We start from the raw sequence: 26,312 nt of genomic DNA, 5'->3' as shown, positions 1-26,312 counted from the left end.
ATTGCGCAGTGATGCTAGTTCATTGTTTTGTTCTTGAAAACGTGAGATTTTTTTGCATCAACTCACAATAGTCACTCATGGCCACTGCTGCGCAGCGAGGCCGCGACGACAGCCACTGGCATGATCCGTTGAGGTTATCGGTAGACCTCGCGCCGGTTGCCCAGCTGAACCACCAGAACGCGCAAAGCGCCGTCCTGGATGTCGCAGATCACGCGACATTCGCCCACCCGGTAACGCCATAGGCCTCCCAGCGGGCCAGTCAGCGCCTTTCCGGTGCTGCGCGGGTTGTCCATTTCTGAGATCCGCTCTTCCATGTAGTCAACGATGCGTCGTGCTGTGGGCTTGTCGAGTTTCTTCAGCTGCCCCAAGGCCGAGGCCGTGTAATCAATAGTCCAGGCCAAGGGCGCTCCTCACGTCAGCTGCCGAATGCACCGCCTCTTGGCCCTTGCGCACGCGCTCCAGCACGTCGGAGGCCAGGTAATAGTCCTCCATGTCCTCAATGCCCTGCTCGATGATTTCGCGCAGGTAGAAGGCCTTGGTGCGTCCCGTGTGCGAAGCGAGGAAGTCCAGCCGTTTCTCAGTCTCTGGGGCAAGCCGTACAGAAGTTGCCATGCTCATGTCCTTTTTGAATACATGTATTCATTGTATCTCGATATGGATTTGGAAAGTTTCGGCATTGCACATGACGACCGGTCAAAGGCTATGTCCTTCAGCTCTCACTCAGCGCGCTGCAGGGCCTCTTTCCCCCAGTCCTCTGGTCGGGGCTATGCCACACAGCCAGCTCGCATCGTGCCTTCGTCCGGGCTGGATTGGTTTCGTGCCAGGCGCGCTGTGCTTTGTCAGTCTGTTCCACCGGGGTCTCGGGGCGAAGCCCTGAGTTGACTGCGACGGGCGCGAAGCGACCTAGCGGGCGAAATTCCAGATTGCGCCGTGAGGCACATATCTGGCATCCTGTCCACGATGTTCATGTCCCTGGTGCGGTGGGTTTGCGGCAGTTTTGGGATCGATTGACGGGAGGTTTATGGAATTTTCGATTTACCTCCCAAGAAGGGCCTCTGACGGAATTTCTGTCACATCATGATCATTTCCCACCCTTTGCATGTCTTAGAATAAATTACGGTTTAAGTAACAATTTTTGATGACCGGAGTGTTCTGGCTCATGCTGTCACTTAATCGAACGTATATGTGACAGGTGAAACATGCTGATTGGCTACATGCGGGTGTCGAAGGCTGACGGCTCCCAAGCGACCGACTTACAGCGCGACGCGCTGATCGCTGTCGGCGTCGATCCAGCTCATCTCTATGAGGATCAAGCATCAGGCAAACGAGAGGATCGACCGGGCCTGGCAAGCTGCCTGAAGGCGCTGCGATCCGGCGACACGTTGGTGGTTTGGAAGCTGGATCGGCTCGGCCGCGACCTGCGGCATCTGATCAACACCGTACATGACCTGACTGGACGTGGCATCGGCCTCAAGGTGCTGACCGGCCACGGCGCGGCCATCGACACCACGACCGCCGCCGGCAAACTGGTCTTTGGCATTTTCGCTGCGCTGGCCGAGTTCGAGCGCGAGCTGATCGCCGAACGCACAGTTGCCGGTTTGGCGTCGGCACGGGCACGCGGACGGAAAGGCGGGCGGCCGTTCAAGATGACGGCGGCCAAGCTGCGCTTGGCCATGGCGGCTATGGGGCAACCGGAAACCAAGGTCAGCGATTTGTGCCAGGAACTCGGGATTACCCGGCAGACCTTGTATCGGCATATTTCACCCTCCGGTCAGTTGCGTTCCGACGGAACGAAGTTGCTCAGTAAGGCTTGACCTTCAATCCATCATAACCACCACCCATCGCCTGAAATAGAGCGGCACTATCGGCAAGTCGTTGCGCCTGCGCTGCGACCAAGGCAATGCTATTTTGTTGAGCCTGCTGCCTTGCAATCAGCAATTGCGTGTAGCTGGCTGCGCCAAGCGCATACTGACGCCCCGTGGATTCAAGAGAAGACTGTGCAGTTGAGTCTGCAAACGCGAGTGAACTCAATGCCTGTGCATCGTGCTCCAGTGCGCTCAATGTGTCCGCCACGTTGCGCAGAGCGTCGAGCACAACGCCCTGATAATTTTCCGCTGCGGCATCCAATGCCGCCAGCGATGCCCGTTTTTCTGCGGGTAGTCCCGGATTGAATAGTGACTGGGTCAACGGCCCCAGCACACTCCAAACAGCAGAGTTGCCGCCAAAAAGAGCCCCGGTTGTGAGTGCTTGTGAGCCAAGGTTTGCACTGAGGTTGATTTGTGGATACAGCTTGGCGATCGCCACCCCATATTCGGCATTCGCCGCGTGAAGCAATGCTTCTGCCGCCTGAATATCAGGCCGTCTGCGCACCAGATCAGAAGGCATCACAAGAGGCAATTCGGTGGGCAGTTTGAACTCGGCCAAAGTGAAATCCGGCACCTTCGCGTCACCAGGGGCCTGGCCGGAAAGCGTAGCCAGAAGATGCTCACTTTGTTGCAGTTGCTTGAGCAACAGGGGTAGTCCAGAACGAGTCTGTTCGGTCTGCGTTTGCTGTGCAAGCAGTTCGTCCGGTGCTGCTTGACCAAAACGCACCCGCTCGCGGGTGACATTGATCTGCTCGTCCTGTGCTTCGACCATCGCTTTGGTGGCCGCAAGCTGACCCGCGAGTTTTGCTCGGACAATGGCGGTGGTGGTGATATTTGCCGCAAGGGTCAGTTGCGCGCCCGCCAGTTCATGGCTCCGGTAGTCCACACGAGCGGCCAGCGCTTCCAGCGCACGACGATTCCCTCCGGCCAAGTCGAGGCGGTAATTTACGCCAACACTGGTGTTGTAAAGACTGAACTCACGTGCCTCGCCGGCCAATCCGAGACCGCTGGAGCTCATGCGTTGGCGTTGCGCACCGATACTCGCATCGACTTGGGGGTAGCGCGTTGATCCCGCTTGCGCAGCATGAAGCTCCTGCGCCTGCCGCAGTGTCGATTTTGCGGAGGCTAACGTGGGACTGTTTTGTAAAGCCAATGCAATCAGTGCATCGAGTCTGTATGACCCCAGGCTGTGCCACCATTCCGAACTGACCTCCCGACCGACCCGGAGGGTTTGCACTTCCCCCAAGGGGATTGTGGACAAGGCGGTTTGCGCTGGCATGGTGGCAACGGTGTATTTGGATGTAGTCGGCGCTTCGGGGCGTTTGAAGTCAGGCCCGACCGCACAACCAGCCAACAAACCAACAAGTGCGAGAGATGTCAGGGCTCTGGCTGGACTTTGACTGGGTTTCGTGCATTGGCCCGTGCAAGTCAGGTCATCGGTTTTCATAGAAATGCTCCAGGAACGGCTTACGGAAGCTCTGATGACAAATGAGACAGCTTTGTTGCACCTTCGAAAAAGCAGAGATGACGGCTAGACCATCACCACGCTTGGCTGCGTCGCCCATAGCTGTAGCAGATTCGTGCGTCTGCCCATCGTGGCTGCGAAACTTCCCAGCATCGGTTCCGAGCCAAGCAAGAATGCGCATTTTTTCCGCGACGAGAGGCTCTGCGTGGTTGGCAATCTTCGGCGCCAACTCGGCAACCACCGCCCACTCTTCCTTGGAAATTGCGCCTGTAATGGCTTGCATGTCGCGGCCTAATTTGTCCATCACACCACGTAGCGCCATCGGCTTTGCGGATTCTGCCTGCGCGCCAGCAGGGTTGACTGATATGGTCATCACCGTGAAAAGCACGGTGGCAATGACCAGGAACGGTTTTTTAGTGCTGTTCATGAGACCTCTTCTTTTCTCAGCGACATCGATAACGAGTGGTGCAGTCATTCAAAACTGCGCCCTTCACCCGCTTCCTCGTGAGTGACGCCATCGCGGATGTGGTAAATGCGCTTGAACGTCGGGATGATTTTTTCGTCGTGCGTGACGACGATGACGGCGGTTTCAAAACGCCGAGCCATGTCGTTGAGGATGCGGATGACAGACATCGCACGCACCGAATCCAGCGGTGCTGTTGGTTCATCAGCCAGGATCACTGGTGGTCGATTGACCAAGCCGCGAGCAATAGCCACGCGTTGCTGTTCTCCGCCTGAGAGTTGTGACGGCATGGCCTTGGCGCGGTGCTGCACATCCAGCGCGGTGAGCAGTTCGAGCGCGCGTTTTCGCGCATCGTCATTGCCGACACCCGCGAGCATCGGCAAGAGCGCCACGTTATCGGTGACATCGAGAAACGGGATCAGGTACGGCGCTTGAAACACGAAACCGATCTTGTCGCGGCGCAAAGCCCGCAGGTCGCGCACTTTCCATTCATCGTCGAAAATCACCTCGTTTCCCAGCACCATGCGACCGGCGGTGGGGTCAATCACGGCTCCCAGGCACTTGAGCAACGTGCTCTTGCCGGAACCGGATGGGCCGATCAGGCCAACCACCTCGCCCGGCGCAACCTGCATGTTCACGTTCTTCAAGGCGAGAACCGCAGTGTCTCCCTCTCCGTAACGCTTGCTCAAGCCTTCGATGTGAATGCCTTTTGCCGTCATGTTCAGCCTCCAATCGCTTCGGCCGGATCGACCTTCAGCGCCATACGGATGGCGACAACGCTGGCCAGCACACAAATAACCATCACCGCGAAGAAACCCAAGATTGAATCAATGGGCATCAGCAATACGTATTTGGGAAACAAGGGTGCAGCGAAGGTAGCCGTGATCTTGCCAACGACAAAACCGATGACCCCAAGTACCAACGCCTGCTGCAAGATCATTCCCGAAATCGTGCGGTTGCGTGTGCCGATGAGCTTGAGCACTGCGATTTCGCGAATTTTGTCCATCGTCAGGGTGTAGATGATGAACGCCACGATGGCGGCGCTGACCACAGCCAGAATCACCAGGAACATGGCGATTTGCTTGGCGGATGTGGCAATGAGTTTTCCCACTAAAATCTCTTCCATCTGCGCGCGGTCATAAACCGTGAGCCGCTTCCAGCGCCGTATCGGTTCAGCCACCTCCTGCGGGGAGTATTCAGATTGGATACGCACCAGCACGGCATTTACCGAGTTGTTACTGGTTTGTGAGGCAATCACAGCATCGAGCAGACCAGGCACGCCGGGGCGGTTAAAAGCCGGATTGGCTTCGGTGCGGCGACGCTGCATCAGAATGGCGTCGTTGTCTTTGAGGAATTGCGCTTCTTGCGCATCCTTGAGTGGGATGAACACCATTGGGTCGCCACTGGAGGACACCATGCGGCGGGTCAGGCCAACTACTGTGTAGTGGTTGCGGCGAATTTTCACATCATCGCCCAGCCTAAACCCGGTGGCGATGTCCGCGACCGCCTCATAGTGGCCACGCGTAATCTGGCGCCCCGCGACCAATTGAGGTGGCCAACCCGATGTTCCCGGTTCGCCTGCCGCAATGCCCACGACCATGGCGCGCACATCCTTTTCACCTCTTCCGACCTGCATGGTCAGGTAGGTCACATTGGCGGCCTCTGCGACGCCCGGCAGGGTACGGATGCTGCGCCACAGGTCATCAGGGATGCTGGAAGACTCGGCATAAGGGCCCAGTGTGTCTCTCTGTACCACCCACAAGTTGGCACCGCTGTTGTCCAGCAACACCTTACCGTCATCGACCATGCCGCGATACACACCCGCCATGGTCAGCGTGACGCCAATCAACAGGCCCAGGCCGATGCCCGTAAAGATGAATTTCCCCCAGGCATGAAGGATGTCACGTCCGGCCAGGCTTATCACGGTGAGACTCCTGGCAGACGATCGACGATGTTAATCCGACTCTTGGCGCTGAGTGTCTTTTCGCTGTAGAGCACGATCTGGTCGCCAACGCTCAAGCCCTCGAGCACCTGAACCAGGCCATCAAGACTGGAGCGGCCCAGCACGACCGGAGTGAAAGTCAAACCTCCTTCAACCAGCTTCCATACACCGCGTTTTCCATCGACTGTCCGAATTGCGGCATTGGAGATGGTCGGCGCGGCAGGCAATTCGCCCAGTTGCACAGTCACCTCCGCCAACTCACCCAATGGTGGAAGAGGTACTGGAGGCGCGTTGAAAACGATTTTTGCCAGGGTTTCCTCAGTCACGGCATCGGCACGAGGCTCGATTCGCAATACGTGTCCCGCCACTGCCTGAGATCGCCGTGATCTCAGAACAATCTTGGCTGGAAGCCCTATAGCCAGTCCCTCGGCACTGATTTGATCAAAGCGTGTATCAACCCACAGGCCTGCGGTGTCAATTACTTCGATTACCGCTTGCCCCGCCACCACCGTGGTGCCAGGGTCTGCATCGCGTGCTGCGACCAGTCCGGCAACCGGTGCCACCAACCGCAAGTTTCCGCGTTGAGCGCGGAGCGCTTCCAACTCTGCGCGCAGACGCGCGATATCTTCTCGCGAGGCGACCAATGCCGCGCTCGCCACAGCCAGTTCTTGCCGTTTGGTGACTACCGTTTCTTCGCTGGTGCCACGCACCGATAAAAGCTGCTCATAGCGTGTGGCCTGTGTCTGCGCGAAAGTTTCTTTGGCCGCAGCCTGTCGAAGTGCAGCTTCGGAACTCTTGATTGCAGCCTGCTGAGCGCTAACGCGATCGTCCAGGTCCACCGCATCCATTTCACCGAGCACTTGCCCTGCCTTAACGATATCGCCGACATGCACATCCAACCGCTTGACGCGCCCGGCAACGGTGGGGCCGATTTTGTAAGTAAAGCGCGCTTGTACTGTCCCTATACCAGCTAATGCTGGGGCAACGGAGCGGGACTCTACCGTGCTGACAGTAGCTGCAATAGGAGCCAATGGCCCTGAACGCAAAGCAACATAGATGAAAAGTAGTAGAAGCGGAATGATGATTACGACAAGTGCCAGTGTGCGGCGTTGTAAGGGTGGAAATTTCATGACTCACTCCCAATGCCACGACGATAGATTGCAAAAACACCAGAGGCATCGCGACGGATGCGAGCGGCGTCACCCGCGATGAGTGACTGCATCACCAAGCCCTGGATGGAGCCGATGAACGATACCGAGGCAGCCTCGATATCGAGGTTGGCATCAAGCTCGCCTATCGCCTTGCCCCGCTCCAGTAGATGGCGCAAGCGTTCTCCGTACCGTTGAATTAAGGTCTGAACCATCCTTTTAGGGAGTGTTTCTCCGGGCCGCTGCAATTCTCCGAAGAGCATCCGTGGCACACCCGGATGCTCGGAAACGAAGTCGATATGAGCCATGAAGACCGCTTCCAGCGCGGCAAGAGGAGAAGTCACGTTCTGTGCCGCCCTGTCTACTCGGGAAAGAAGACGTTCCGCCACCCATGTCATCACTGCTTCGAGAATGGCATCCTTGGTGGGGAAGTGCCGGAACAGCGCGCCTTGGGTCAGGCCCATGCGCTGCGCGATCGCCGTGGTGGTGATGTCGCTGGGATTCTGCTCAGCCGCCAGATTGATCACCGCCTCTACGGTGGCCGCTCTCCGTTCATCAGCCGGAAGGTGCTTAGGGTGTTCGCTCATCGCCAATCCAAAAGAAAGTAATCTATTACTATCTTAGCAGGTTGTGTGATGAGAGCAAGACCCTATCTGACAGCGCCCAATGAACTCAACGCCAAGTTCGACCCCGAGCCAAGGTACCCAGCTTGTCGGTTGGCCCCTACAGGCAGGTTTAGCGCGTACTGAATTTAGTCAGTTTTTTTCTTTCACCGGCACAGTGCAATCGACTTCTGATGTTTGGTGCGGTCGTCTTCTGAAAATGACAGTTCGTATCTGCGACCGCTTCTGGCCGGCAGCCGCGCATCATTGCCTGATGATCCAGCCACCTTCGCTTCTTTAGTGCAGTCGGCTTCTGACGCTTAGTGCAGCTGTCTTCTGAAAACGACAGCAGGACCAGAACCTTGAGTTGCAGCGTGAAGCGTTGAGGCAGGTGGGCTGCCAGAAGCTCTTCGAGGACCAGGTCAGCGGCACGCGAGCCGAGCGTCCCGGTCTGGCCAAGGCACGGGAAATGCTGCGCGAGGGCGACACGCTGGTGGTGTGGAAGCTGGACCGCCTGGGCCGCCGCGTCAAGCAGTTGGTCGATCTGGTGGGCGAGTTGCAGCAGCAGGGCGTGCAGTTCAAGAGCCTGACGGACGCGATCGACACCGGCACGCCGTCAGGCCGGTTCTTCTTCCACGTGATGGCCAGCCTGGCCGAGATGGAACGCGATCTGATCGTCGAGCGCACCCGCGCCGGGCTGGAAGTGGCCCGTCAACTCGGTCGCAAAGGGGGGCGTAAGCCCAAGATGACCGCAAGCAAGATCGAGTCGGCCAGGAAGCTGCTGGCCAGCGGCATGCCACCCAGGGAAGTGGCAGAGAACCTCAGTGTCTCTGTTCCGACGCTGTACCGCTGGTTGCCGGCCTCTGGCTCGGATCGGGCTTAGCGCTTAGCGTGCTTTATTTTCCGTTTCCTGAAGCGACCCCATCCAGGTTCATGCGGTCGATGCCGCTGGCAAGGTGGTCACCAACCGCACGCTCAAGCGCGAGAAGTTCCTCGCCTGGTGTGCCGAGCTGCCCGCAGGCTGCCTCGTGGCCATGGAAGCTTGCAGCGGTGCTCACCACTGGTGTCGCCAACTGCGTGCACGCGGTTTGGATGCGCGCATGATTGCAGGGCAATTCGTTGCCCCATACCGAATCCAGGGCAAGAACGGCAAGAATGATGCCAATGACGCTGCAGCCGTGTGCGAGGCCGCTTCTCGGCCGCACATGAACTTTGTGCTGCCCAAGACGCTGACCCAGCAAGGCATGTTGTGCGTACACCGCTTGCGTGAGGCGCTCAAGCAGGAGCGAAGCGGGTGCATCAATCGCATCCGTGGTTTGCTGGCCGAGTTTGGTATTGTTTTACCTCAGACACCAGCAGTTCTGCGCCGACATCTGAGCGAGATTGTCGAGGATGCCAGCAACGACATCGCCAGCATGGCCCGTTTGGTGTTGCAAAGAGCCCAAGAACATTGGCAAGAGCTCGAAGCGCATATTCAGTGGTGTGACGAACGCGTTGCAGCTCACCGGAAGGACGACGAACAAGTCCAACGTGCTGCTGAGCTCAAGGGCGTTGGCGCTTTGACTGCCTCAGCTGTTGTGGCCACCGTCGGTGACTTCAAACAGTTCAAGAATGGTGCCCAGTTTGGCGCTTGGCTAGGGCTGACACCGAAACAGAATTCCAGTGGCGGCAAAAATAACCTGGGCAACATCACCAAGCGCGGCAGCAATTACTTGCGTACTTTGCTGATACAAGGGGCTAAGGCAGCGGTGTTCGTCGGAAAGCGCAACGATGACCCTATCTCGCAGTGGGTACAGCGGCTGCGCGAGCGCGGTGGCTGGCAGAAGGCCGTCGTGGCGCTGGCCAACAAAAATGCACGAATCCTGTGGGCTGTCATGACTGGTAACAAGCGCTATGACGCACACCACGTCAGTGCTCCACCTGTTGGAGCGATGCCAGCGGCAACGTAACCAACCAGAACGGCAATGTTCGCTACGAAGTCTCTTTCCTTGCTAGACGTAAAACCGAAGATGCTTTGAACAGGTCAGACCGGCAGCAGGTCAGCTCGATAAGTGGAATGTGGCTACCTCGGTACCACGCATGGTGAATGGAGCCCTGCTGAGCGGTTCGTATCTGGGGCCGCACCAAGTGCAATAAGCCCGACTGTAGATAAGCAGTCTGTTCCTCGTTTCATGCCGTTCGGTTTACGTCAATTGTCAGGAAGCAGTCTTCAAAAAACTATGCATACCGCACTTGACTATGTCGGAAGTCCCTGTAGTCCACTTATTTTTAAGTGGACACCTATTTATGCACACGTTATCTCAGCCCCCCTCTTCATTACACCTCACACGCCGAAGCTACAGCGCTGCCTTCAAAGCCCAAGTCGTGGCTGAATCCCAGCATCCCGGAACCTCGGTGGCTGCGATTGCGCAGGCCCATGGCATCAATGCCAACTTAGTGCACAAGTGGCGTCGAGAAAGCTCTCTAACACTGGCAGGGCAAGGCATGGGCAGCATGGGGACTGCTGCGCTGGACTTTATCGCCCTACCTTTGCCAGCACAGATGCCTGGCCCCAGCACCGTGGCATCGGAATCGTCACAACACATTGAAGTCGAGCTGCACCAGGGCAAGACAACGCTCAAGGTGCGTTGGCCGGTGGCGGCCGCATCCGATTGCGCGACTTGGCTGCACGCGGTGCTGACGTGATACAGGTGCAAGCGGTATGGCTGGCCACCCAACCCTTAGATATGCGCTCGGGTATCGACAGCGCACTGGCGCGGGTGGTGGCGGTCTTTGGGGCAGTGCAGCCACACCATGCCTATGTGTTTGCCAACCGCAGCAGCACACGGGTTAAAGTATTGGTGCACGATGGCATTGGGATTTGGCTGGCAGCACGGCGTTTGCACCGAGGCCGCTTTGTCTGGGCCGATGCACAGGCAGGAGCGCAGATACAGCTGAGCCAGCAGCAGTTGCAGGCGTTGGTGCTGGGGTTGCCTTGGAAGCGTCTCGGGCCAGATGGGGCGATACGGCTGGTGTGAATAAACCCCAGCCGTCGTGGCTATACTGCCTGGTCATATGACCGTCACGCTGGCGCACACGCCTGCCCATTTGGACTTGCTCGATGCGCCGCAGTTGCGCGAACTGGTGCTGACGATGTCGCAACAGATGCAACAGATGCAGCAGCTCATCGACCGTCTCACGCATGAGATGGCGGTGCTCAAACGGTTGAAGTTTGCCCTGCAAAGTGAGCGCCACAGCCGCAGTCCTGAAGAACAACGCGAACTGGAAGAAAGCATTGATGCAGACCTGCAGGCGCTAGAACAGGAACTTCAGCGGCTGCAACCGCAAAAGGAACGGACAACCGCTGAAGCAGTAGGTCCTCGACGCACTGCCTTGCCGGCAGAGTTACCCCGGCACGAGATTTACCACGAACCCGAGCCAACCCAGTGCCGCTGTGGCTGCGAGATGAAACGCATCGGCGAAGATGTCAGCGAACGGTTGGACTACCAACCCGGTGTTTTTAGTGTGCAGCGCCACATCCGGGGCAAGTGGGTCTGTCGTGCTTGCGAAACCATCCAACAAGCCCCCATCCCGGCGCACATCATCGATAAAGGATTGGCTAGCACCGCGCTGCTGGCCCAGGTGCTGGTGGCCAAGTACGCTGACCATGTGCCGCTGCATCGCCAACAGAGCATCTTTGCGCGCAGTGGGGTCGAACTGGCCCGCTCAACCTTAGCCCAATGGGTGGGGAGTTGCGGCGTGCAGTTGCAGCCCTTGGTCGATGCGCTTAAACAAGAACTGCTGCAAACTGCGCTGCTGCACGCCGATGAAACGCCAGTGCAAATGCTCAACCCCGGTCAGGGCAAGACGCAACGCGCCTACCTGTGGGCTTACAGCAGCAATATGCTGGGCGAGCTGCGCGCCGTGGTCTATGACTTCTGCCACTCACGTGCTGGACAGCATTCGCGTAACTTTCTGCAGGGCTGGTCGGGTGCGCTGGTGTGCGATGACTATGTCGGCTACAAGCAAATCTTTACGGGTTCAAAGGTTATAGAGTTGGGCTGCATGGCCCATGCCCGGCGTAAATTCTTCGACTTGCACGCAGCTAATAAAAGCCATATTGCCGGCTTTGCGCTGGAGCAAATCGGCAAACTCTACGACATTGAACGCCAGGCCCAAGGGCTCAATGACGAGCAACGCTTGGCACTACGGCAACAGTACTCGCGCCCCATCTTGGAGGCGCTGCAGCAGTGGATGCAGCACCAACGCCAACAGATACCTGACAGCTCGGCCACTGCCAAGGCCTTGGATTACAGCCTGCGCCGCTGGGCGGCATTGACGCGCTTTGCCGACAACGGCCACTGGCCTATCGACAACAACTGGGCTGAGAACCAGATGCGCCCAATTGCGCTGGGGCGTAAGAACTGGCTGTTTGCAGGCTCGCTGCGTGCGGGACAACGTGCTGCAGCCATCATGAGCTTGATTCAATCGGCCCGCCTCAATGGTCATGACCCCTACGTGTACCTGCGCGATGTCATGACGCTCCTGCCTACGACTAAGCAGGCTGACATCGCTAGCCTATTGCCCCACCACTGGCAGCCTAGCGAACCTGCTACCAGCCCCTGAATTCGTCATCGGTCAAGGTGGGGGTTGTCTGGGCGCTTACGAAACTGCTAACAGACCTGCCGGTTGTCACCTCGCAGGATGCCATCGAGAAACTGAACTGGTACGCACTACGCTGGAAAATCGAAGTTTTTCACAAAATCCTCAAGTCCGGCTGCAAGGTCGAAGAGTCGAGGCTGCGAACGGCGGAAAGGCTGGTGAACCGTAAGCATCCATCCAACCCCCTCCTTGACTGGGAACGGGTTCAGAGGCAGGTAGCAACGGCAGTAGGCTGCCAGCGATGGGGCAGCAGGCTGGCGATATCGGCCCGCTTGGTCGTGGGCAGGCACGTCATTACATCGCACAGGTACGCGTAGGGGTCGTGCCCGTTGAGGCGGGCTGACTCGATGAGACTCATGATGGCGGCCAAGACCTTTTCCAATAGCCAAGTGACGGCTGGTGACACAACTGTTGGGGCTACCCCCGGTAGCGGGAAATTTCGAGGGTTTGGGCGTAAAATCCCAATAAAAATGGCGCCGAAGCGCCAATTTTTATTGGACAAATCCCTGCTTACTTGCTGCAGACCTTGCCGTGGTCGGCATGGTTACCCTTGGCTTTGGCATCGGCTTCGGTCATGTATTCACCGACTTTGGTCTTGCCATAGGACTTGGAGCCTTCGCAGTGGTACACCTTTGACTTGGTGTTCACCCACACCTTGCCATCGCCACCACTAGCGGCCGTAGCAGTTGCGGGTGCAACAACAACCTTGGCGGCGGGAGTTACGGCAGCCTTAGCAGCAGGGGTCGCTGCTGCGGGGGTAGTAACAACGGCGGGAGTGCTTTCCTTGGCGGCGACTGGCGCAGGCGTTTGCGCAAATACGGATGCGGCACAGAACAGGCCAAGGGCGATGGAAAACGCACGAACTTGTGAACGCATTTGAAATTCCTTTGCAGTATGCAGTGGGCTGCAAAAAACTGTAGCCCTGCACATACAACGCACTCAAAGAGCATTCGTTTACAAACCAATGTGAAGTTCAAATGAAGCTGGTGGGCGGCGCAGCTACGTCGTGACCACGCAGCGCGACAAACGCCAGCGCTCGGCCCCCGACCTAGTTAACCGCTGCTTTGTGGCCAACGACATCAACGAACTGTGGGTGGCCGACATGACCTACATCCCGACGTGGGCTGGCTTCTTATACTTGGCCGCGGTGCTCGATGTCTACAGCCGCAAGGTCGTAGGCTGGGCCTTTGGCGAGCGCATGACGACCGGTTGAATCTGCCCAGTAACCAGCCTGGCCTTTGGCCAGCGCTGTCAGGAGATGGGCGTGCGCCCCTCTATGGGCAGCGTGGGCGATGCTTACGACAACGCCATGGCCGAGAGCTTCTTTGCCAGCCTGGAATGCGAGTTCATTGCCCGACGCAGCTGGAAGACCAAGACGGAGGCACGCACAGCTGTCTTCACCTGGATAGATGCCTGGTACAACCCACGCCGCCGACATTCAGCCCTAAATCACATGTCGCCCGTCAACTTTGAAAGGAAACATGAGCAAGACAAGCAAACCCTGACACAATCACCACCCACCCAGACTCAATAAATAGTCTTCAAACTCTCCGTCAAAACGGGGCAAGTCCAAGCTGCGAGCCGCAGGTTGATGGCCGCCCGTGCGATGGCCTGAGCACCGCACACAGCGCAGGCCTCGCCAAGCACCTCAGCCACGGCGTTGACGGGAACCCGACGCGTCAAATCTCTGTCGTTTTGCGCAAGTTCGCACCGTTGCTGGCGAGCATATCAGCAGTCACCCTCACAGGCAGATTCCAGACTTCGCTCAAGCACTGAGCAGTCTCTGGTGCACTCCAGGGCATCACCGGCCTCCCACCTACCTTTGCAAACGGGCCATCGCTCTCCGGCACCACCTGGTCATGCGGCATCGCCCCAGCCAAACGCCGGCCGTTTTCGGACTCGAACAAGGCGGGACCGATGCTGAACCAGCACCCGTGGGCTATGGCAGCCCGCAGTTCAGCCTGGTTGCCCGAGAACCAATGCAAGACAGCCGTTCCATATCCCGGACACGCATCAAGGTCAGCAAGCACATCCTTGACCGCTCGACGGGAGTGGATGCTTAAGGTGCGCCCACCCAGCTCCACACTCCGCTTGATAACAGCACGGAAGATGCGCCGCTGAACCTCGTAGTGAGTCCTGAACCGTGGCGACCCGTCGAGGCCCACCTCCCCGACGGCTTTCACACCAGCCATCTGCTCCAGCAGCAGGTCAAGCTCCGGGGCGCGCTCATGGGCAATTTCAGGGTGAAGCCCTGGCGAAATTAGCACAGATGGCGAGGCTGGCAGCGCACGCGATGTAGCTGCAAAAGCCTTCGGACTCGTGGTCACCAACCAGGTGAAGTCGTTCCGTTGGGTCGCTTCGCGATAGACCTCCTTTGCCCTTGGGTAGAGGTCAAGGTGGCAGTGAAAATCCATCAAAGCAGACCATCCCCTCGAAGCAGATTCTCAAGCTCGTCAAATCCGGCTTGAAGCACCCGGCGATACGCAGGCCGTTCGGCCAACGAAGCAAACGCCAACGTGCCACCGAGGAAGCGGTTCAACCCTTTCTCCTTAGCCAACAGCACGGCCAGCGCTGCGGCCATAGGGTCGTCTGGGCCACTGGACTTGTCGGAGCCCACCACGGACTGGTACACATATTGGGTCGCGTCTCGCCCCGGCCCCCATGCGAGAAACGCTGCCCGTCGAATCATGCAAGGGACGCATCGCCCGCAGTGAATCCGGTTGTAGGTTCGGTACCTCCCGCAGCTAGTCGAATCGGAGGCGACGTTGCTCAACAAGGCCTGGTCAGCGCACTCCTGAAGCATCTCACCCTTCGTCTTGAACTGGTATGGCAGTTCAAGATGGACGCCTATGTTGAGGCCATCGAGAAGCTCCTGCAACTTCGCGATGAACAACGGGTGCGTCGTGCGGGTACTGAGGCTGGCCACCCGCCCTGGAACCAAGGGCGGATTGATGCAGATTAACCCGTTCTCCGGGATGAAAACCTGAACCGGCGCACCAGCAATCCTTGACGCTGCCAAGACCGCGAACGCATAGAACGCCAGCGAGCGCCCTCGCGTCGAGGGTTCACGGCGACCGGAGAAGCTGATGCCGTGGCTCCACTGCATATGAGTTGCACCGCCTCCAAGCATCGCGGCGTACCGACGCTGACGTTCAGAGTCCTCATGCGCCAACTGGGAGACGAAAGCGGGCCGCCGCCCCTCGGACACGAGGTTGATACCGCCAACGAGGCTGTCGAGCCCACCGGATAGAAGACTTACACAGTCGTGCACCAGGGGTTGGGGCTTGCCGTTCGGTGGGGCGACACCCCCGTCCACAAAGTTCAGCGTCCAGTAGTCCCCGGTGAGTACCTTCAGCAGGGCCTCAGCGTGAACCTTCCAGGGCGTCCACCGAAGTGGCTCGTGCAAAGCAACAGTCAGCTCAATCGTCCGCGTCCAACCGTCGGCGCTGGTGTTCCGTGGGCAGCACAGGTCTGCCGCACACGCGGATAGGCAGAACTGAACGAAGTCCCAGGTCTGCGCACTTGGGGCAAAGCCCTTGCGCCTCAATGAGCCACGCCAGCCCTTGGCGATAGTTCCAATGCCGGCCCGCTTTGCGCTCTTGAACAGCGTGAAGGCACGCTCGCCGTCGGCTAGGGTTGCCGGCAGATGGTCAATAGAAGTGCACAGCACCTTCATCATGATGCGAACACCTCCAGGGTCGACTTCAGCACTTCATGGGCGAGGTTTTGGGGGTCAAGTCCAACAGACCCGTGGCGCTCCATCACAACGCGCACTTCTGACTGCACGTACTCCTTGACGTCCTGCCGGTACAACTGAATCTGCAGGGGGTCGTACTTCAGCTTCTCGTAGGCCTGCCCGAGTTGCTGGTCCATGCGATTGCAGACATCGTTGGCGATGGTGATTGCCATGACGTCGTGAATCTGGGCATCGGTCAGGTTGAAGATGTCGATGTCGGGGTTGAGCTCATACAGTTGTCCCAGGGCTTCGGCGGCAGCGTTGCGCAGCGATTCGTCATCAATGCTGCCAGTGTTGGGCATGACCTCCTTGACCAGCTCCACAATGAGGTCGTCCGCAGCCATGTTGGACTGCCGGGCATGATTTACCCAGTCAGCGACCCGCGGGTCGGAGCCGTCACGGGCTGCGGCCAAGAATTGGCCAAGGGCACCCGCGCCTTGCGAGGTGCCTCGCATAGTCGAGGCTGCCCGACTCGACCCACCCATGCCTCGGGTAACCATGCTCTTGGCCGCAGCGCGCAACGATGGGCGACCACCCCCAGCGAGGTAGGCGGACATCTTGGTTCGCGCGTCGGCAAACCGCCGGCTCGGCGCAAAGTCCCCGTCAGCAGCCCCCTCTGCACCGCCGTCCTGCTGACCATCGGCGCCGCCTTCGACGCTGGAATCGCCGTCACCGTCGGAAACGCCATCGCTGCCTGCCGCACCTCCTGCAGCCCCGGATGAAGTCAGCCATTCGGGGTCGAAGGGCGAGCCAGCCTTCCCGCCAGAGCTTGATGTGGAGGTCCCCATCACTTCACCTTCTTTCTGGCAACTTGAATGGCTCTCTTGGCGGCCCCATCGAGAAGTGAGTTCTCATCCCACCCGTCCAAGATGGGGCGGGCCCACCCCTGCTCATACAGCCGCGGGATGATTCCCGCCCTGACTCCGCTAACAGGTGCCTCTGACAGGTGCGCTGCCGCTTGGGCACCGAGCTCCGGATACACCTTGCAGGGCTCAATGAGGGAGACAACATCTTCGGCCATGCGCCAAGTCCGCTTACCAGACCGAATCTGCCAAGCCCTACTCATCGCCATACCTGCTTGGATAGCATCAACCGCCTTGATGGCATCCGTCAGCGGTACATTTGAGTCCGTTGCAACGGCCAACGCATCCCGTAGTTTGCGACCTTCGGCGGTCATGTTGTCGGCACCGAACTCCCGAGTAGCGGTATCCCTACTCAGGTGCAGCAAGGGACGCAGGTCCACTTCGCCAAAGTCCGGCTTCAGTTGAAGCCACTCCCGCGCGAACGACTCGTCGCTGGACTTGAAGAGCTCTGGGAGTGGCTGGGCTGGGTCTTTTGCTACAGCTTCAGCAGCATGAAGCGCTGGGACTCGACCATCAGCCCCAGAGGTAACAAGGGCAGCTAGGGCGTTCGCCAGAGGCTCGTTGCACCGCTCAACAAGATGCCACTTTGCGAGGGCCGGGATGTCCAGCTTGATGCCCTGGGGCTCGGCCAACGCTGAGCGAAGGTACACCGTGTTCAAGAACCGCTTCATCAAGCGCGGATTGGCCTTCACGCTGGAAGTGGTCAGCAGAGGTGCCAAGCCCTCGGCCAGCTCCATCAGGGCAACCATCGGGGCGTTGTCCAGTCCAGCCAGCGCCTGCAGGAATTCGGTCGACACAGCGTCACCGCGCCAACTGGTTTGCAGCCGTTCCGGGATGGCCTTCTTCGCAGTATCGAACTTCTGCTCGTCAAAGATGCCATCTGCGTGCGCCCGCTCCATGAGCAAGAGTGCCAAGTAGGCCTTCGCCTCGTTGGTGCCGAGCCTAGGAACATGCAGAGGAACCTGGATGAGCTTGTCGAAGTAGTTCGTCTCGATTTCGCCTGATATGCCTGTCCCGTCGAAGTGCACGCGCACCGAGCCTTTGATAAACTCGTTGTCAGCAGCGATGACAAAGGCACTGCGCTTGAGAAACAGGAGTAGACGAATCGACTCCAGCGTCGATATTGCAGTCTTTGGGAGGCAACGGTCTAGGTCGTCTACGAAGACAACGAGAGTGACTTTCAGTTCTTCAAGCAATTCCTCGAGCGCATCACGAAACGCTTGAATCTCGCTCGGCAACGAAACCGGCTCCGCCGACTTGAGCAAGCCATCACTTTTCTCCTTGTCTGCTTTGTCCTCGTCATCATTGGCACTCCCCACGTCGTCGGCATTATCCTTGTCGCCTAGCTCGAAGAATCCGCCAACTTTCATGATGGCGGCTCCGATGCTGCCGACTGGAACACCCGTGTAGAGCGTCGCGGCAGCGTCACCGCCTAACTGGGCCAGCCGAAGCAGGTTGATGCGCTTCAGCACTTTCCTAGCCTTCTTCAGCAGAGTCTCGTCCGCAGCTGCAAGTCGAAGTACCTCGTCTCCCACAAGCTGAAGTAGCGCACTTCTGGCTCCCTCGAAGTCTTGGTACAGCCATGGGTTGAACGTCACGACGACGTAGGTGTTCTTCCCCGGCGTGTCGGCATTCTTCAGTCGCATCTCAATCATGCGCACCAAGGAGGTCTTCCCCACACCCCAACCACCGGAGATGCCAACGGAGATGGGCGTCCCTTTCGCCTGCTGTAGGAGCTTGGCACAGGCGTCAGCAACGACGCCGAAGTTCAAATAGTCAACAGTTGTTTCGTTGTCAGACCACATGGTTTTTTATTCTCCCTTGGGTAGTCCTGCCAAAAGCCAATATTTGGCTCGCATCATCATCATCTAAGTAAGCGTGCGTAACCGTCGTGGAAGTCACTACACTGGAGAGACGCCCAAAAAATTCCACATCGGTTACACAACCTTACTTATGCCATACCTCCCACTCAATTCCCGGGGTGGTTCACTATAAAATATTAACTACCTCTTCGAGAATACTACGTATAGCGTCCTCGGATTTTATCTGCCTCGACCGAGGCTATGCATGAAGAATTAGGTCGGGTAGGCTCACGGATGCTAAAAATGAATGAAATAATACATGACCAAAATCGGGACGACCGGCTCGACCTTTTACGTGCGCAACGTACGTATTACCGTCGAGCAAAGCGTCTGCAGACCATGTTTCTTATTCTTGCGCTCATCCTTCCTTGGGTCGGGACTATTTGGGGTACAGATGACCCAAAGATTCGCCCCATGCTGGCACTGACCAGTATCATGTTGCTCCTCTTTGAAATCGGTCTTGGAACGCGGGTTCAGCGCGACTGGGTCAAGACTGCCGCACGGATTCAAGAACAGTTCGATACCGAGGTATTTCAGCTTCCGTGGAACCAGTTTGTTGTTGGGTCTAAAGTGGACCCGGAAGTTATTCGGGCCGTGACGCTTAAGCCTATCACGGCTGCGCAACGCAAAAAAGTCGAGGGTTGGTATGAGCACTGTGTTGGGTCCATCCCGCTTCTGCTTGGCCGTCTTATCTGCCAACGCACCAACATTACCTACGATATGCGGGTTCGGAAAGCCTACGCTACGGGCTGGCTTGTTTTAGCAAGTGTGCTGATTGCTTTCCTGATGTACCGCGGCGTGCACGAAGGCCTTACTTTCTCCGACCTGCTACTGAACGTCATAGTCCCCTTCATTCCCCTTGCTGCGTTCGTTTTGCGCGAACATCGTAAGCAGTCAGACACTGTGGAAACCCTGACCACGCTGAAGTCTGAGGTTGACAAACTTTGGGCGAAGGCGTTGAAAACACCTAGTTCCGCCGAGCTGGCACAAGATTCCCGGAATCTCCAGGACGCAATTTATCGCAACCGTACGTCTAACCCGTTGGTGTACGACTGGGTCTATTGGTTGAGGCGGAAGCTCAATGAGGACCTTGCACGTCACGGGGCAGAGACCCTCGTCGCCGATGCCCAGCACAGCCTCACTTCGGTCAAGGCGGCTCAATGAAGCTGCACAGCCACTTCAAGACGTTCCTAGAAGACTACGTCAATCTTAACGACACCCGGCTGAGGCTGCTGACCGACAGCGTGGAAGCGGTGAAAACGGCAGTCAAGCGACTCACATGGGAGCCGGAGATTACAGACTTTGCTGAGCTGGGTTCCTGGGCCCATGAGACCATCATCAAGCCGCAACCGGATAAACCTTTTGACGCGGATTTACTTGTGCTCGTTAAGGCTGTGCCAGACTGGACAGCGAAGGATTACGTCAACAAACTAGCGACCGCACTCAACGCGCTTCCTGCCTACAAGGACAAGGTGCGGCGCTTTTCCCACTGTGCCACAATTGAGTACGCCGGTGAGCGCAAGATTGATATCGTCCCCTGCATTGTCGACCGGCTCTACCCTGGAGCGTATGAAGTCTGCAATCGCGGTACGGATGCATTTGAGAACTCTGAGCCCATCGCATACACCGATTGGGTTAAGAGCAGGAACGGCGTTGCTGGCGGAAACGACCTAAAAAAGGCAACACGCCTGTTGAAATACCTGCGCGACATCAAAGGCAACTTCACATGCCCGTCCTTCCTGCTTACCACCCTTCTCGGCTATCGCATCTATGACGCTGACCGCAACAGCGCTCAGTTCGCTGACCTGCCAACCACGCTTAAAACGCTAGTAGGTCGCCTAGACGACTGGCTACAGGCCCGACCTAACGTGCCTGAAGTGCCGAATCCTGTGCTCTATGGTGAAGACCAAGCCAGCGGATGGGACCAAACCAAATACGCGAACTTCCGCGACAAAGTGAACTTATACCGTGAGTGGATTGACGACGCCTACGACGAGGACGACAAGGAGGAGAGCATCGGTAAGTGGCGTCGTGTGTTCGGCGATGGATTCGCCGAGGGTGAAACAAAGAGAGCTGCGGGTCAAATCAGCGAAACTGTCACGCACTCGAACGGTACTTCGCTGGTCACTGAGCACGACTTCACGGATTTGGTTTCCATGGTCAAGGTCTACGGAACCAGAGCAGTTCCCACACGCATCCACCGGCTCCCCCACATTGAGCGACCGAAGTGGCGCCGCGCAAGTGAGCAACTGACTGTTCGCTTAACAGCAGAGTTGAAAACCGCGAATTACGGCCAATTGATGCGGTCGATTAGGTCTGCCGAGCCGCTTCAGCCCGGCTATACGGTGAAGTTTTGCGCGAGAGACATCCACGGCGTGCCGTATCAGACGGATGATTACAGCATTAAGTGGCGCGTCACGAATACCGATAAAGCGGCTGTGGCCGCCAACCAGCTGCGCGGAGAGTTCTACCCCTCCGACGAGGGTGCCATCCGCAGCGAGTCGTTGAGCTATCGAGGGGTGCATTTTGTCGAGGCCTTCGTCGTACGCAAGCGGGACCAGCGCCTCATGGGCCATTCAGAGCCCTTCTACATCGTTATCGAGTAGTTGCGTATTCCATCCCATCGCAGACACGATGAACAGCCCCGAGGCTGTTCAGTCCGCCAGTAGTGCGTGAGGCATCAATGCGAGCATTGACCCCGAAGGCGGTCACTAATGGGGGGCTAAACCTCCCCTGCTGCACCCACCTGAACTTGCCCTGGTCATGGCCCCGTTGCGCCTTTTATCAGCCCTGATAATGCCTATTATCAGTGGCAATTTTTTCTAGACATTTTTGGCGGGTTTAAACTCATGGCTCTAGGCCCCAAGAGCTAAGTCATTGATTTTTATGACCAGTGACCAAAGCAATGGACTTGCGATAGGCAGCGCGGTAGCTGAAGCTGTCAGGGCCTGAAGCCGGCATATCGGCGAAGTTGGTGGATAGGGAGTGAACTCCACGCCCCCTGCCTACCAGGGGCCACATCAAACAACATGACCCGTACAAAAAGTACCTTGGAGCCAGAGATAAATACACACTTATTAAAACAGTAGTAGTGTGTTAATATCAATCTATGACACCCACTTACCTGCTCAACGAACTCTGTGCCTTGGTCGATATGCCCATTCGCACCGTGCGTTACTACGTACAGCAAGGTCTAGTCGAGCGTCCAGAAGGGGAGACTCGTGCAGCGCGCTATGGACAGAAGCACCTCGACCAATTGCTGCTTATCAAAAAGTGGACTGCTGCCGGTCTCTCACTAGAGCGCATCCGTGAGCTACTGGCAGGGCAAGAAACTGAAGTGCCTGCACGCTCCAAGCGCCGTGGAATGCTTGAAGTGGTCAGTCGCTTACACATAGCGGACGGCGTCGAGCTGGTGATTGAGCCCAGCCGTGCCGGTTTGACACCAGAGCAGGTGCGAGAACTAAGCCGGGGCGTTATGGCCTTGTTTGATGCCATCGAGGCCCAAGCCAAAGCACCGCCGCAGGCGTGAATTCACCCAAGCGACATGGGAACTGTCACTGCGCCTTCACGATTTGCCACATACCCAGGAGAAGCACATGAGAAATGCGGTCTGTAAAACAAAAGCAGGAGAGACACTGATTCTGGAAAGTATCAGCGCCAAGGGGCATGTCGCGGGGCGTATGCTGGACATGACGCTGGAGCAGCGCTTTAAAGATTCTGCAACGACTAACGTCGAAGTGGTCTATACCTTCCCCTTGCCGTGGCATGCTGTGCTGTTGGGATTAGAAGTAGAGCTCAATGGGGAAACCCTCACTGGGCAGGTCAAGGCCAAGGGACAAGCACGGACTGACTACGAAGAAGCACTATCTGAGGGCAACACCGGGATTTTGGTGAGCGTCAATCATGACCGCAGCTACACGCTGGAGCTGGGCAATCTGCTGCAGGGGGAATCCTGCGTCATTCGTCTGCATTACGTGCAAATTCTGCAGCCTGCGCAAGGCAGTCTGCGATTGACGCTACCAACCACCATTGCCCCACGTTATGGCAATCCTATCCATGATGGGCGGTATGAACCCCATGCTGTACCCAAGGTCAGCGTGAGCGCCGTGTACCCGTTTGCAATCAGCTTGGTTATCCAAGGTGAATTGGCTCAATCGGAAATCGGTTCGCCAAGTCATCGCGTGCTTATCCGTTCAATGCCTGCCACAAACAGCGAAGAAGGGCTGATGACGGAGGTTCGTCTTGCTGCAAAAGCGTGGCTGGACCGCGACTTTGTGCTGGTGTTTGACCAACTGCCGTATGCCAGCCAAGGTCTGGCGGCTTGGGACCGCTTCGACGCTGGGTTGGGTGTTGTGATGGCCAACTTTACCCCTAGGTTGCCCAGCCACCAAGCCCTGCCGGTTGCCATGAAAATCTTGGTCGATTGCAGCGGTTCAATGAATGGCGACAGCATTCAAGCTGCCCGCAGTGCATTGCAAGGTATTTTGGCCGGCCTAGGACAAAACGACCGCTTCAGTTTGAGCCGGTTTGGGGATACGGTCGAGCATCGCAGTAAGGCCATGTGGAAAGCAGCTCCTGCCGCTCTGGCCGCCGCCCGGCGCTGGGCCCAGCAACTAGAATCGAACTTGGGCGGTACTGAGATGAATGCCGCCATTTTGTCCACCCTGAGCTTGCCTGGTGCAGAAGACAAAACTGTTTTACTCATTACCGATGGCGAAATCGAAGCCGTGGATATGGTGGTGGAAACTGCCCATCAATCGAAACATCGCTTCTTTGTAGTCGGCATTGGCACCAGCCCTGCCGAAGGCTTGCTACGCCGCCTGGCCGAAGAAACTGGCGGCAGTTGTGAATTTGTCGCCCCGGGTGAACCAGTCGAACCATCCATTCTTCGCCTCTACCAGCGTATGCGTACCCCAGCGGTGACCCATAGCCGGGTCGAATGGCCGCAGGGTTGCCGCGTTCACGCCGCCTCTGACCTCCCAAGTAGCCTGTTTGATGGGGACGACGTGACGGTTTTTGTGCGTTTGCAGGCTCAAAGTGCAGAACTGCTCGGCCAAAATGTGCGTTTGTGGGGGCGGGTCGAAGGTGTCCCAGAGGAAATTTGCTTGGCCGAAATCCATGCGGAGTTCATTACCGATGAAGCCAACACCTTGGCACGCCTCGCGGCAAACCACCGCTATTGGCAGCTCAAACGCCGTGGGCAGAATGTGCCCAAAGTGCTGAAGAAGCAATTGCCAGCACTCGCAGAAAAATACCAGCTGGTGACAGATGACACCAGCCTGATTCTGGTAAAGACCCGTGCAGAAGACCAAAAGGCTTCGGATATGCCAGAAATTCGGACTGTTGAAGGCATGCTGGCAGCTGGCTGGGGCGGGCAAGGTAGTATGCTAGCCGCCTCAATAGCACCGTTACAAAGCCGTGGTTCTGTCGATGAGCCGATGCATAGTAACACAGCGGCTTTCTCTGTCTGGCGTACCAACCGCAACCAAGCTGCCGCCAAGGTCGATGCGCTGTTCTCGGGGGACATGGACGATTTGGAAATTCCAGCCTTCCTGCGCAAGCAGCTTGGATACCCAATAGAGCAGAGGGAACCGACTTGGCAGCCTCCGGCATCAACACCGTTGTTCTGGATTTCTGCGGATGATGCTGGAACACCGAGCAAAACCTTGAGCCCAGCCGGGCTTGCGGAAGGCTTGAAGAAAAATCCGCAATCCGTATGGCCTAAAACCTATGCAGAGCTGGATAGTATTGCACTGTCACAAAGGCTGATTGAATGGTTAGACCTCGTCATCGGCCAACAGCATCCAGAAAAAGAAGTGGTATTGGCATTCTTGGAAGTGATGAGCCGAATGGACTTCACTGTACGCCAAGCTATTTCAGGTGCATTGAAGAAAATCACTGCGGTATTCGAGGGTGATGTCCCTAGTTTGCAGCGCGAACTGCAGGAGAGCATTGCCAACGCTCTCAAAGACATTACGGCAACCAATTGGCCTGCAGGGGTACTAGATTACGCAGAATTTGGTCAATAAGTTACAACAACACCTGTCACCCAGATTACCTAGCACAAGCCAATGAAGGAATTTACGCCTATGGATGCAGTACCACTTAATCAAATCTTGTTTGGCCCTCCTGGCACAGGAAAAACGTACAGCATAGTGACCAAGGCGCTGGAAATTTTGGACCCATCATTCCTAATGCAGGTGAACTCCGATAAAGCACTTGACCGTGGTGAAAAAAGAGAACAATTGAAAAAGCGGTTTGATGAACTCAAGGAAGAAAAACGTATTTCATTTACCACGTTTCATCAGAGTTTTAGTTATGAAGATTTTGTGGAGGGCATTCGAGCTACGGTAGATGATGCTGCTGATAGCAGCACACCGAATTTCGTGATTAAAAAGGGAATTTTTGCCCAACTTTGTGATGCAGCGCTGCAAAATCATGAGCAAAACCAGCAATTGGGGGTTCGTGACGACGCAGCAGTCTGGAAAATCTCTATCGGTGAAATCAACGGCGGAAGTGATACGCGTGACTATTGCTATTCTCATAATGAGATGCGCGTGGGCTGGCCTCAAGCTGGCGATTTATCTACCAAGGATTATCTTGGTAATTCCGCTTTCAGTCCTCACAATAAAAATGCACTATGGGCTTTTTCCGAAGGAGCACAGATTGGTGACATTGTGCTGTGTTTTGCCGGCAATAGCTGCATCAGCGCCGTGGGGGTGGTGAGTGGTGACTACCGCCATGAGGCCCAAGTGCCTGAACCTGTGCGCAAGGACTTTGTACAGGTGAGGCCGGTACGCTGGCTGCTTAAAAACATTGATTTTTCTGTCAAGGAGCTCAATGGCAACACGGCCTTGGTACAGCAGACTATGTATAAACTGCACCGCATCACCTGGCCTCGTTTGCAAGAAGCGCTGCTGGCCAAGGGCCATGTACTGTCCGGTGCTCAAGCCAAGTCAAGCGTGCCAGCATTGCCCTATGTTCTAGTCATCGACGAAATCAACCGGGGCAATGTCTCTCGCATTTTTGGCGAACTGATTACCCTGCTGGAGCCGTCTAAGCGAGCCGGTGCGTCAGAGGCATTGGCGGTAACCCTGCCATATTCCAAGCAGCCTTTTAGTGTGCCGCGTAATGTCTACATCATCGGCACCATGAACACCACGGACCGTTCTTTGGCCGGGCTGGATGTCGCTTTGCGTCGCCGCTTTGTCTTTGAGGAGCTGATGCCTGACCCTCAGGCTTTGCAGGGGGTGGTAGTCAGTGATGACGCAACTGGGGTGAGTGTGGACATCGCACGTTTGCTATCGGTGATGAATGAGCGCATTGAAGCCTTGCTGGACCGCGAGCATCAGCTGGGGCATGCGTATTTCATGCCTTTGTGTGAAACGCCAACGCGAGAGGTGCTGGCGATGATTTTCAAAAATCAGATACTGCCGCTGCTGCAGGAATATTTCTTTGATGACTGGGAGCGTATTGCGTGGGTGCTGAACGACCATCGAAAATCCTCCAAAGTGCCACCTTTTGTGCAAAAGCACGGCCGGAGTTTGGATGTGTTGTTTGGTGCCAATCATGGTGTACACGCAGTCGATAAGCGCTGGTGCATCAACCCCAAAGCTTTCGAATCGCTGGCAAGCTTTGCCGAGGTGATTGAAATTGGTTCCGTGCCGGCTGTGCTTGATGTGCCAGAGCATAAGCCTGCGTTGATGGGTGACGGCAATTGAGTAC

22 protein-coding genes and 5 pseudogenes are annotated in these 26,312 nt (G+C 56.9%); 13 read left to right on the top strand and 14 right to left on the bottom strand.

Annotation, left to right across the window (positions count from 1 at the left end; genetic code table 11):
* Window positions 1-134: 134 nt before the first annotated feature.
* The gene (locus tag BMX55_RS14280; RefSeq protein WP_091458860.1) at window positions 135-401 is read right to left on the bottom strand and encodes a type II toxin-antitoxin system RelE family toxin; all 267 of its coding nucleotides are present in this window, start codon (window positions 399-401) and stop codon (window positions 135-137) included.
* Window positions 385-612: a type II toxin-antitoxin system RelB family antitoxin gene (relB, locus tag BMX55_RS14275; protein WP_091458913.1), complete on the bottom strand. Its 228-nt coding sequence runs from the start codon at window positions 610-612 to the stop codon at window positions 385-387. Before relB ends, BMX55_RS14280 begins: the two co-directional genes overlap by 17 nt.
* A gap of 587 nt (window positions 613-1,199) precedes the next feature.
* Here relB and BMX55_RS14270 point away from each other — a divergent pair.
* Window positions 1,200-1,814, top strand: a complete 615-nt coding sequence (locus BMX55_RS14270; RefSeq protein ID WP_091458858.1) for a recombinase family protein — start codon at window positions 1,200-1,202, stop codon at window positions 1,812-1,814.
* Here BMX55_RS14270 and BMX55_RS14265 read toward each other — a convergent pair.
* The 6 genes from BMX55_RS14265 to BMX55_RS14240 form a co-directional block, all read right to left on the bottom strand.
* Entirely contained in the window at window positions 1,801-3,312 is a 1,512-nt protein-coding gene (locus BMX55_RS14265; RefSeq protein WP_091458856.1) for an efflux transporter outer membrane subunit, read from the bottom strand. The genes BMX55_RS14270 and BMX55_RS14265 overlap by 14 nt on opposite strands.
* A complete protein-coding gene (locus tag BMX55_RS14260) occupies window positions 3,299-3,703 on the bottom strand; it encodes a cytochrome c (RefSeq protein WP_342707699.1) in 405 nt (134 codons plus the stop codon). Before BMX55_RS14260 ends, BMX55_RS14265 begins: the two co-directional genes overlap by 14 nt.
* Window positions 3,704-3,801: 98 nt before the next feature.
* Entirely contained in the window at window positions 3,802-4,512 is a 711-nt protein-coding gene (locus BMX55_RS14255) for an ABC transporter ATP-binding protein (RefSeq protein ID WP_091458852.1), read from the bottom strand.
* A 2-nt stretch (window positions 4,513-4,514) separates the two neighbouring features.
* Window positions 4,515-5,717, bottom strand: coding sequence for an ABC transporter permease (locus BMX55_RS14250; protein ID WP_091458850.1), 1,203 nt, complete (start codon window positions 5,715-5,717; stop codon window positions 4,515-4,517).
* Window positions 5,714-6,865, bottom strand: coding sequence for an efflux RND transporter periplasmic adaptor subunit (locus BMX55_RS14245; RefSeq protein WP_091458848.1), 1,152 nt, complete (start codon window positions 6,863-6,865; stop codon window positions 5,714-5,716). Before BMX55_RS14245 ends, BMX55_RS14250 begins: the two co-directional genes overlap by 4 nt.
* Entirely contained in the window at window positions 6,862-7,470 is a 609-nt protein-coding gene (locus tag BMX55_RS14240) for a TetR/AcrR family transcriptional regulator (RefSeq protein WP_054257778.1), read from the bottom strand. Before BMX55_RS14240 ends, BMX55_RS14245 begins: the two co-directional genes overlap by 4 nt.
* A 364-nt stretch (window positions 7,471-7,834) precedes the next feature.
* Between BMX55_RS14240 and BMX55_RS14235 the strand changes: the two are divergent.
* The 6 genes and pseudogenes from BMX55_RS14235 to BMX55_RS14210 all read left to right on the top strand — a co-directional run.
* Window positions 7,835-8,368, top strand: a pseudogene (locus BMX55_RS14235) (recombinase family protein); the annotation flags it as partial.
* Between the two features lie 40 nt (window positions 8,369-8,408).
* Complete coding sequence (locus tag BMX55_RS14230; protein ID WP_091458844.1) at window positions 8,409-9,434, top strand: IS110 family RNA-guided transposase; 1,026 nt, start codon at window positions 8,409-8,411, stop codon at window positions 9,432-9,434.
* Between the two features lie 289 nt (window positions 9,435-9,723).
* Window positions 9,724-10,170, top strand: coding sequence for an IS66-like element accessory protein TnpA (tnpA, locus tag BMX55_RS14225; protein WP_342707697.1), 447 nt, complete (start codon window positions 9,724-9,726; stop codon window positions 10,168-10,170).
* A complete protein-coding gene (gene tnpB, locus BMX55_RS14220; RefSeq protein WP_218144512.1) occupies window positions 10,137-10,502 on the top strand; it encodes an IS66 family insertion sequence element accessory protein TnpB in 366 nt (121 codons plus the stop codon). The genes tnpA and tnpB overlap by 34 nt, the downstream gene beginning before the upstream one ends.
* 37 nt (window positions 10,503-10,539) lie before the next feature.
* Complete coding sequence (tnpC, locus tag BMX55_RS14215; protein ID WP_091458841.1) at window positions 10,540-12,090, top strand: IS66 family transposase; 1,551 nt, start codon at window positions 10,540-10,542, stop codon at window positions 12,088-12,090.
* 44 nt (window positions 12,091-12,134) lie between these two features.
* Window positions 12,135-12,287 (top strand): annotated as a pseudogene (locus BMX55_RS14210) (IS4 family transposase); the annotation flags it as partial.
* A gap of 44 nt (window positions 12,288-12,331) precedes the next feature.
* Here the strand turns inward: BMX55_RS14210 and BMX55_RS14205 are convergent.
* Window positions 12,332-12,502 (bottom strand): annotated as a pseudogene (locus BMX55_RS14205) (transposase domain-containing protein); the annotation flags it as partial.
* Window positions 12,503-12,636: 134 nt separating this feature from the next.
* Window positions 12,637-13,002 carry a hypothetical protein gene (locus BMX55_RS14200; RefSeq protein WP_091458839.1) on the bottom strand — a complete coding sequence of 122 codons (366 nt, stop codon included), beginning with the start codon at window positions 13,000-13,002 and terminating at the stop codon, window positions 12,637-12,639.
* Between the two features lie 115 nt (window positions 13,003-13,117).
* On the opposite strand from BMX55_RS14200, the pseudogene BMX55_RS16780 reads away from it, so the two are divergent.
* Window positions 13,118-13,660 (top strand): annotated as a pseudogene (locus BMX55_RS16780) (integrase core domain-containing protein); the annotation flags it as partial.
* A 145-nt stretch (window positions 13,661-13,805) separates the two neighbouring features.
* On the opposite strand, the gene qatD reads toward BMX55_RS16780, so the two are convergent.
* Genes qatD through BMX55_RS14170 form a run of 4 tightly spaced genes read right to left on the bottom strand, consistent with a single transcriptional unit; the run spans window position 13,806 to window position 18,530 of the window.
* Entirely contained in the window at window positions 13,806-14,540 is a 735-nt protein-coding gene (gene qatD / locus BMX55_RS14185) for a Qat anti-phage system TatD family nuclease QatD (RefSeq protein ID WP_091458833.1), read from the bottom strand.
* Entirely contained in the window at window positions 14,540-15,805 is a 1,266-nt protein-coding gene (gene qatC, locus BMX55_RS14180; RefSeq protein WP_091458831.1) for a Qat anti-phage system QueC-like protein QatC, read from the bottom strand. The genes qatD and qatC overlap by 1 nt, the downstream gene beginning before the upstream one ends.
* A complete protein-coding gene (gene qatB, locus BMX55_RS14175; protein ID WP_091458830.1) occupies window positions 15,802-16,650 on the bottom strand; it encodes a Qat anti-phage system associated protein QatB in 849 nt (282 codons plus the stop codon). Before qatB ends, qatC begins: the two co-directional genes overlap by 4 nt.
* The gene (locus tag BMX55_RS14170; RefSeq protein WP_091458828.1) at window positions 16,650-18,530 is read right to left on the bottom strand and encodes a KAP family P-loop NTPase fold protein; all 1,881 of its coding nucleotides are present in this window, start codon (window positions 18,528-18,530) and stop codon (window positions 16,650-16,652) included. Before BMX55_RS14170 ends, qatB begins: the two co-directional genes overlap by 1 nt.
* Before the next feature lie 300 nt (window positions 18,531-18,830).
* On the opposite strand from BMX55_RS14170, the gene BMX55_RS14165 reads away from it, so the two are divergent.
* From BMX55_RS14165 to BMX55_RS14145, 5 genes and pseudogenes are all read left to right on the top strand, one after another.
* Complete coding sequence (locus tag BMX55_RS14165; RefSeq protein ID WP_177172920.1) at window positions 18,831-19,751, top strand: S-4TM family putative pore-forming effector; 921 nt, start codon at window positions 18,831-18,833, stop codon at window positions 19,749-19,751.
* Window positions 19,748-21,193: an SMODS domain-containing nucleotidyltransferase gene (locus BMX55_RS14160; RefSeq protein ID WP_091458823.1), complete on the top strand. Its 1,446-nt coding sequence runs from the start codon at window positions 19,748-19,750 to the stop codon at window positions 21,191-21,193. The genes BMX55_RS14165 and BMX55_RS14160 overlap by 4 nt, the downstream gene beginning before the upstream one ends.
* A gap of 503 nt (window positions 21,194-21,696) precedes the next feature.
* Window positions 21,697-22,116 carry a MerR family transcriptional regulator gene (locus BMX55_RS14155; RefSeq protein ID WP_091458821.1) on the top strand — a complete coding sequence of 140 codons (420 nt, stop codon included), beginning with the start codon at window positions 21,697-21,699 and terminating at the stop codon, window positions 22,114-22,116.
* Window positions 22,076-23,428 (top strand): annotated as a pseudogene (locus BMX55_RS16775) (VIT domain-containing protein); the annotation flags it as partial. The gene BMX55_RS14155 and the pseudogene BMX55_RS16775, both read left to right, overlap by 41 nt.
* Window positions 23,429-24,676: 1,248 nt before the next feature.
* Complete coding sequence (locus BMX55_RS14145; protein WP_218144511.1) at window positions 24,677-26,308, top strand: AAA family ATPase; 1,632 nt, start codon at window positions 24,677-24,679, stop codon at window positions 26,306-26,308.
* Window positions 26,309-26,312: the final 4 nt, after the last annotated feature.

The sequence above is a fragment of the Giesbergeria anulus genome (assembly GCF_900111115.1).
Lineage (GTDB): Bacteria > Pseudomonadota > Gammaproteobacteria > Burkholderiales > Burkholderiaceae_C > Simplicispira > Simplicispira anulus.
Note: the sequence above shows the minus strand (reverse complement) of the source record. Positions and strands in the feature narration are given on the sequence as shown.

Excerpts from the sequence above, each read along its gene's own strand:
- relB (WP_091458913.1), bottom strand. The coding sequence starts at position 612 with ATGGCAACTTCTGTACGGCTTGCCCCAGAGACTGAGAAACGGCTGGAC.
- BMX55_RS14270 (WP_091458858.1), top strand. The coding sequence starts at position 1,200 with ATGCTGATTGGCTACATGCGGGTGTCGAAGGCTGACGGCTCCCAAGCG.
- BMX55_RS14265 (WP_091458856.1), bottom strand. The coding sequence starts at position 3,312 with ATGAAAACCGATGACCTGACTTGCACGGGCCAATGCACGAAACCCAGT.
- BMX55_RS14260 (WP_342707699.1), bottom strand. The coding sequence starts at position 3,703 with ATGACCATATCAGTCAACCCTGCTGGCGCGCAGGCAGAATCCGCAAAG.
- BMX55_RS14255 (WP_091458852.1), bottom strand. The coding sequence starts at position 4,512 with ATGACGGCAAAAGGCATTCACATCGAAGGCTTGAGCAAGCGTTACGGA.
- BMX55_RS14245 (WP_091458848.1), bottom strand. The coding sequence starts at position 6,865 with ATGAAATTTCCACCCTTACAACGCCGCACACTGGCACTTGTCGTAATC.
- BMX55_RS14240 (WP_054257778.1), bottom strand. The coding sequence starts at position 7,470 with ATGAGCGAACACCCTAAGCACCTTCCGGCTGATGAACGGAGAGCGGCC.
- tnpA (WP_342707697.1), top strand. The coding sequence starts at position 9,724 with ATGTCGGAAGTCCCTGTAGTCCACTTATTTTTAAGTGGACACCTATTT.
- tnpC (WP_091458841.1), top strand. The coding sequence starts at position 10,540 with ATGACCGTCACGCTGGCGCACACGCCTGCCCATTTGGACTTGCTCGAT.
- BMX55_RS14200 (WP_091458839.1), bottom strand. The coding sequence starts at position 13,002 with ATGCGTTCACAAGTTCGTGCGTTTTCCATCGCCCTTGGCCTGTTCTGT.
- qatD (WP_091458833.1), bottom strand. The coding sequence starts at position 14,540 with ATGGATTTTCACTGCCACCTTGACCTCTACCCAAGGGCAAAGGAGGTC.
- qatC (WP_091458831.1), bottom strand. The coding sequence starts at position 15,805 with ATGATGAAGGTGCTGTGCACTTCTATTGACCATCTGCCGGCAACCCTA.
- qatB (WP_091458830.1), bottom strand. The coding sequence starts at position 16,650 with ATGGGGACCTCCACATCAAGCTCTGGCGGGAAGGCTGGCTCGCCCTTC.
- BMX55_RS14170 (WP_091458828.1), bottom strand. The coding sequence starts at position 18,530 with ATGTGGTCTGACAACGAAACAACTGTTGACTATTTGAACTTCGGCGTC.
- BMX55_RS14165 (WP_177172920.1), top strand. The coding sequence starts at position 18,831 with ATGAATGAAATAATACATGACCAAAATCGGGACGACCGGCTCGACCTT.
- BMX55_RS14160 (WP_091458823.1), top strand. The coding sequence starts at position 19,748 with ATGAAGCTGCACAGCCACTTCAAGACGTTCCTAGAAGACTACGTCAAT.
- BMX55_RS14155 (WP_091458821.1), top strand. The coding sequence starts at position 21,697 with ATGACACCCACTTACCTGCTCAACGAACTCTGTGCCTTGGTCGATATG.
- BMX55_RS14145 (WP_218144511.1), top strand. The coding sequence starts at position 24,677 with ATGGATGCAGTACCACTTAATCAAATCTTGTTTGGCCCTCCTGGCACA.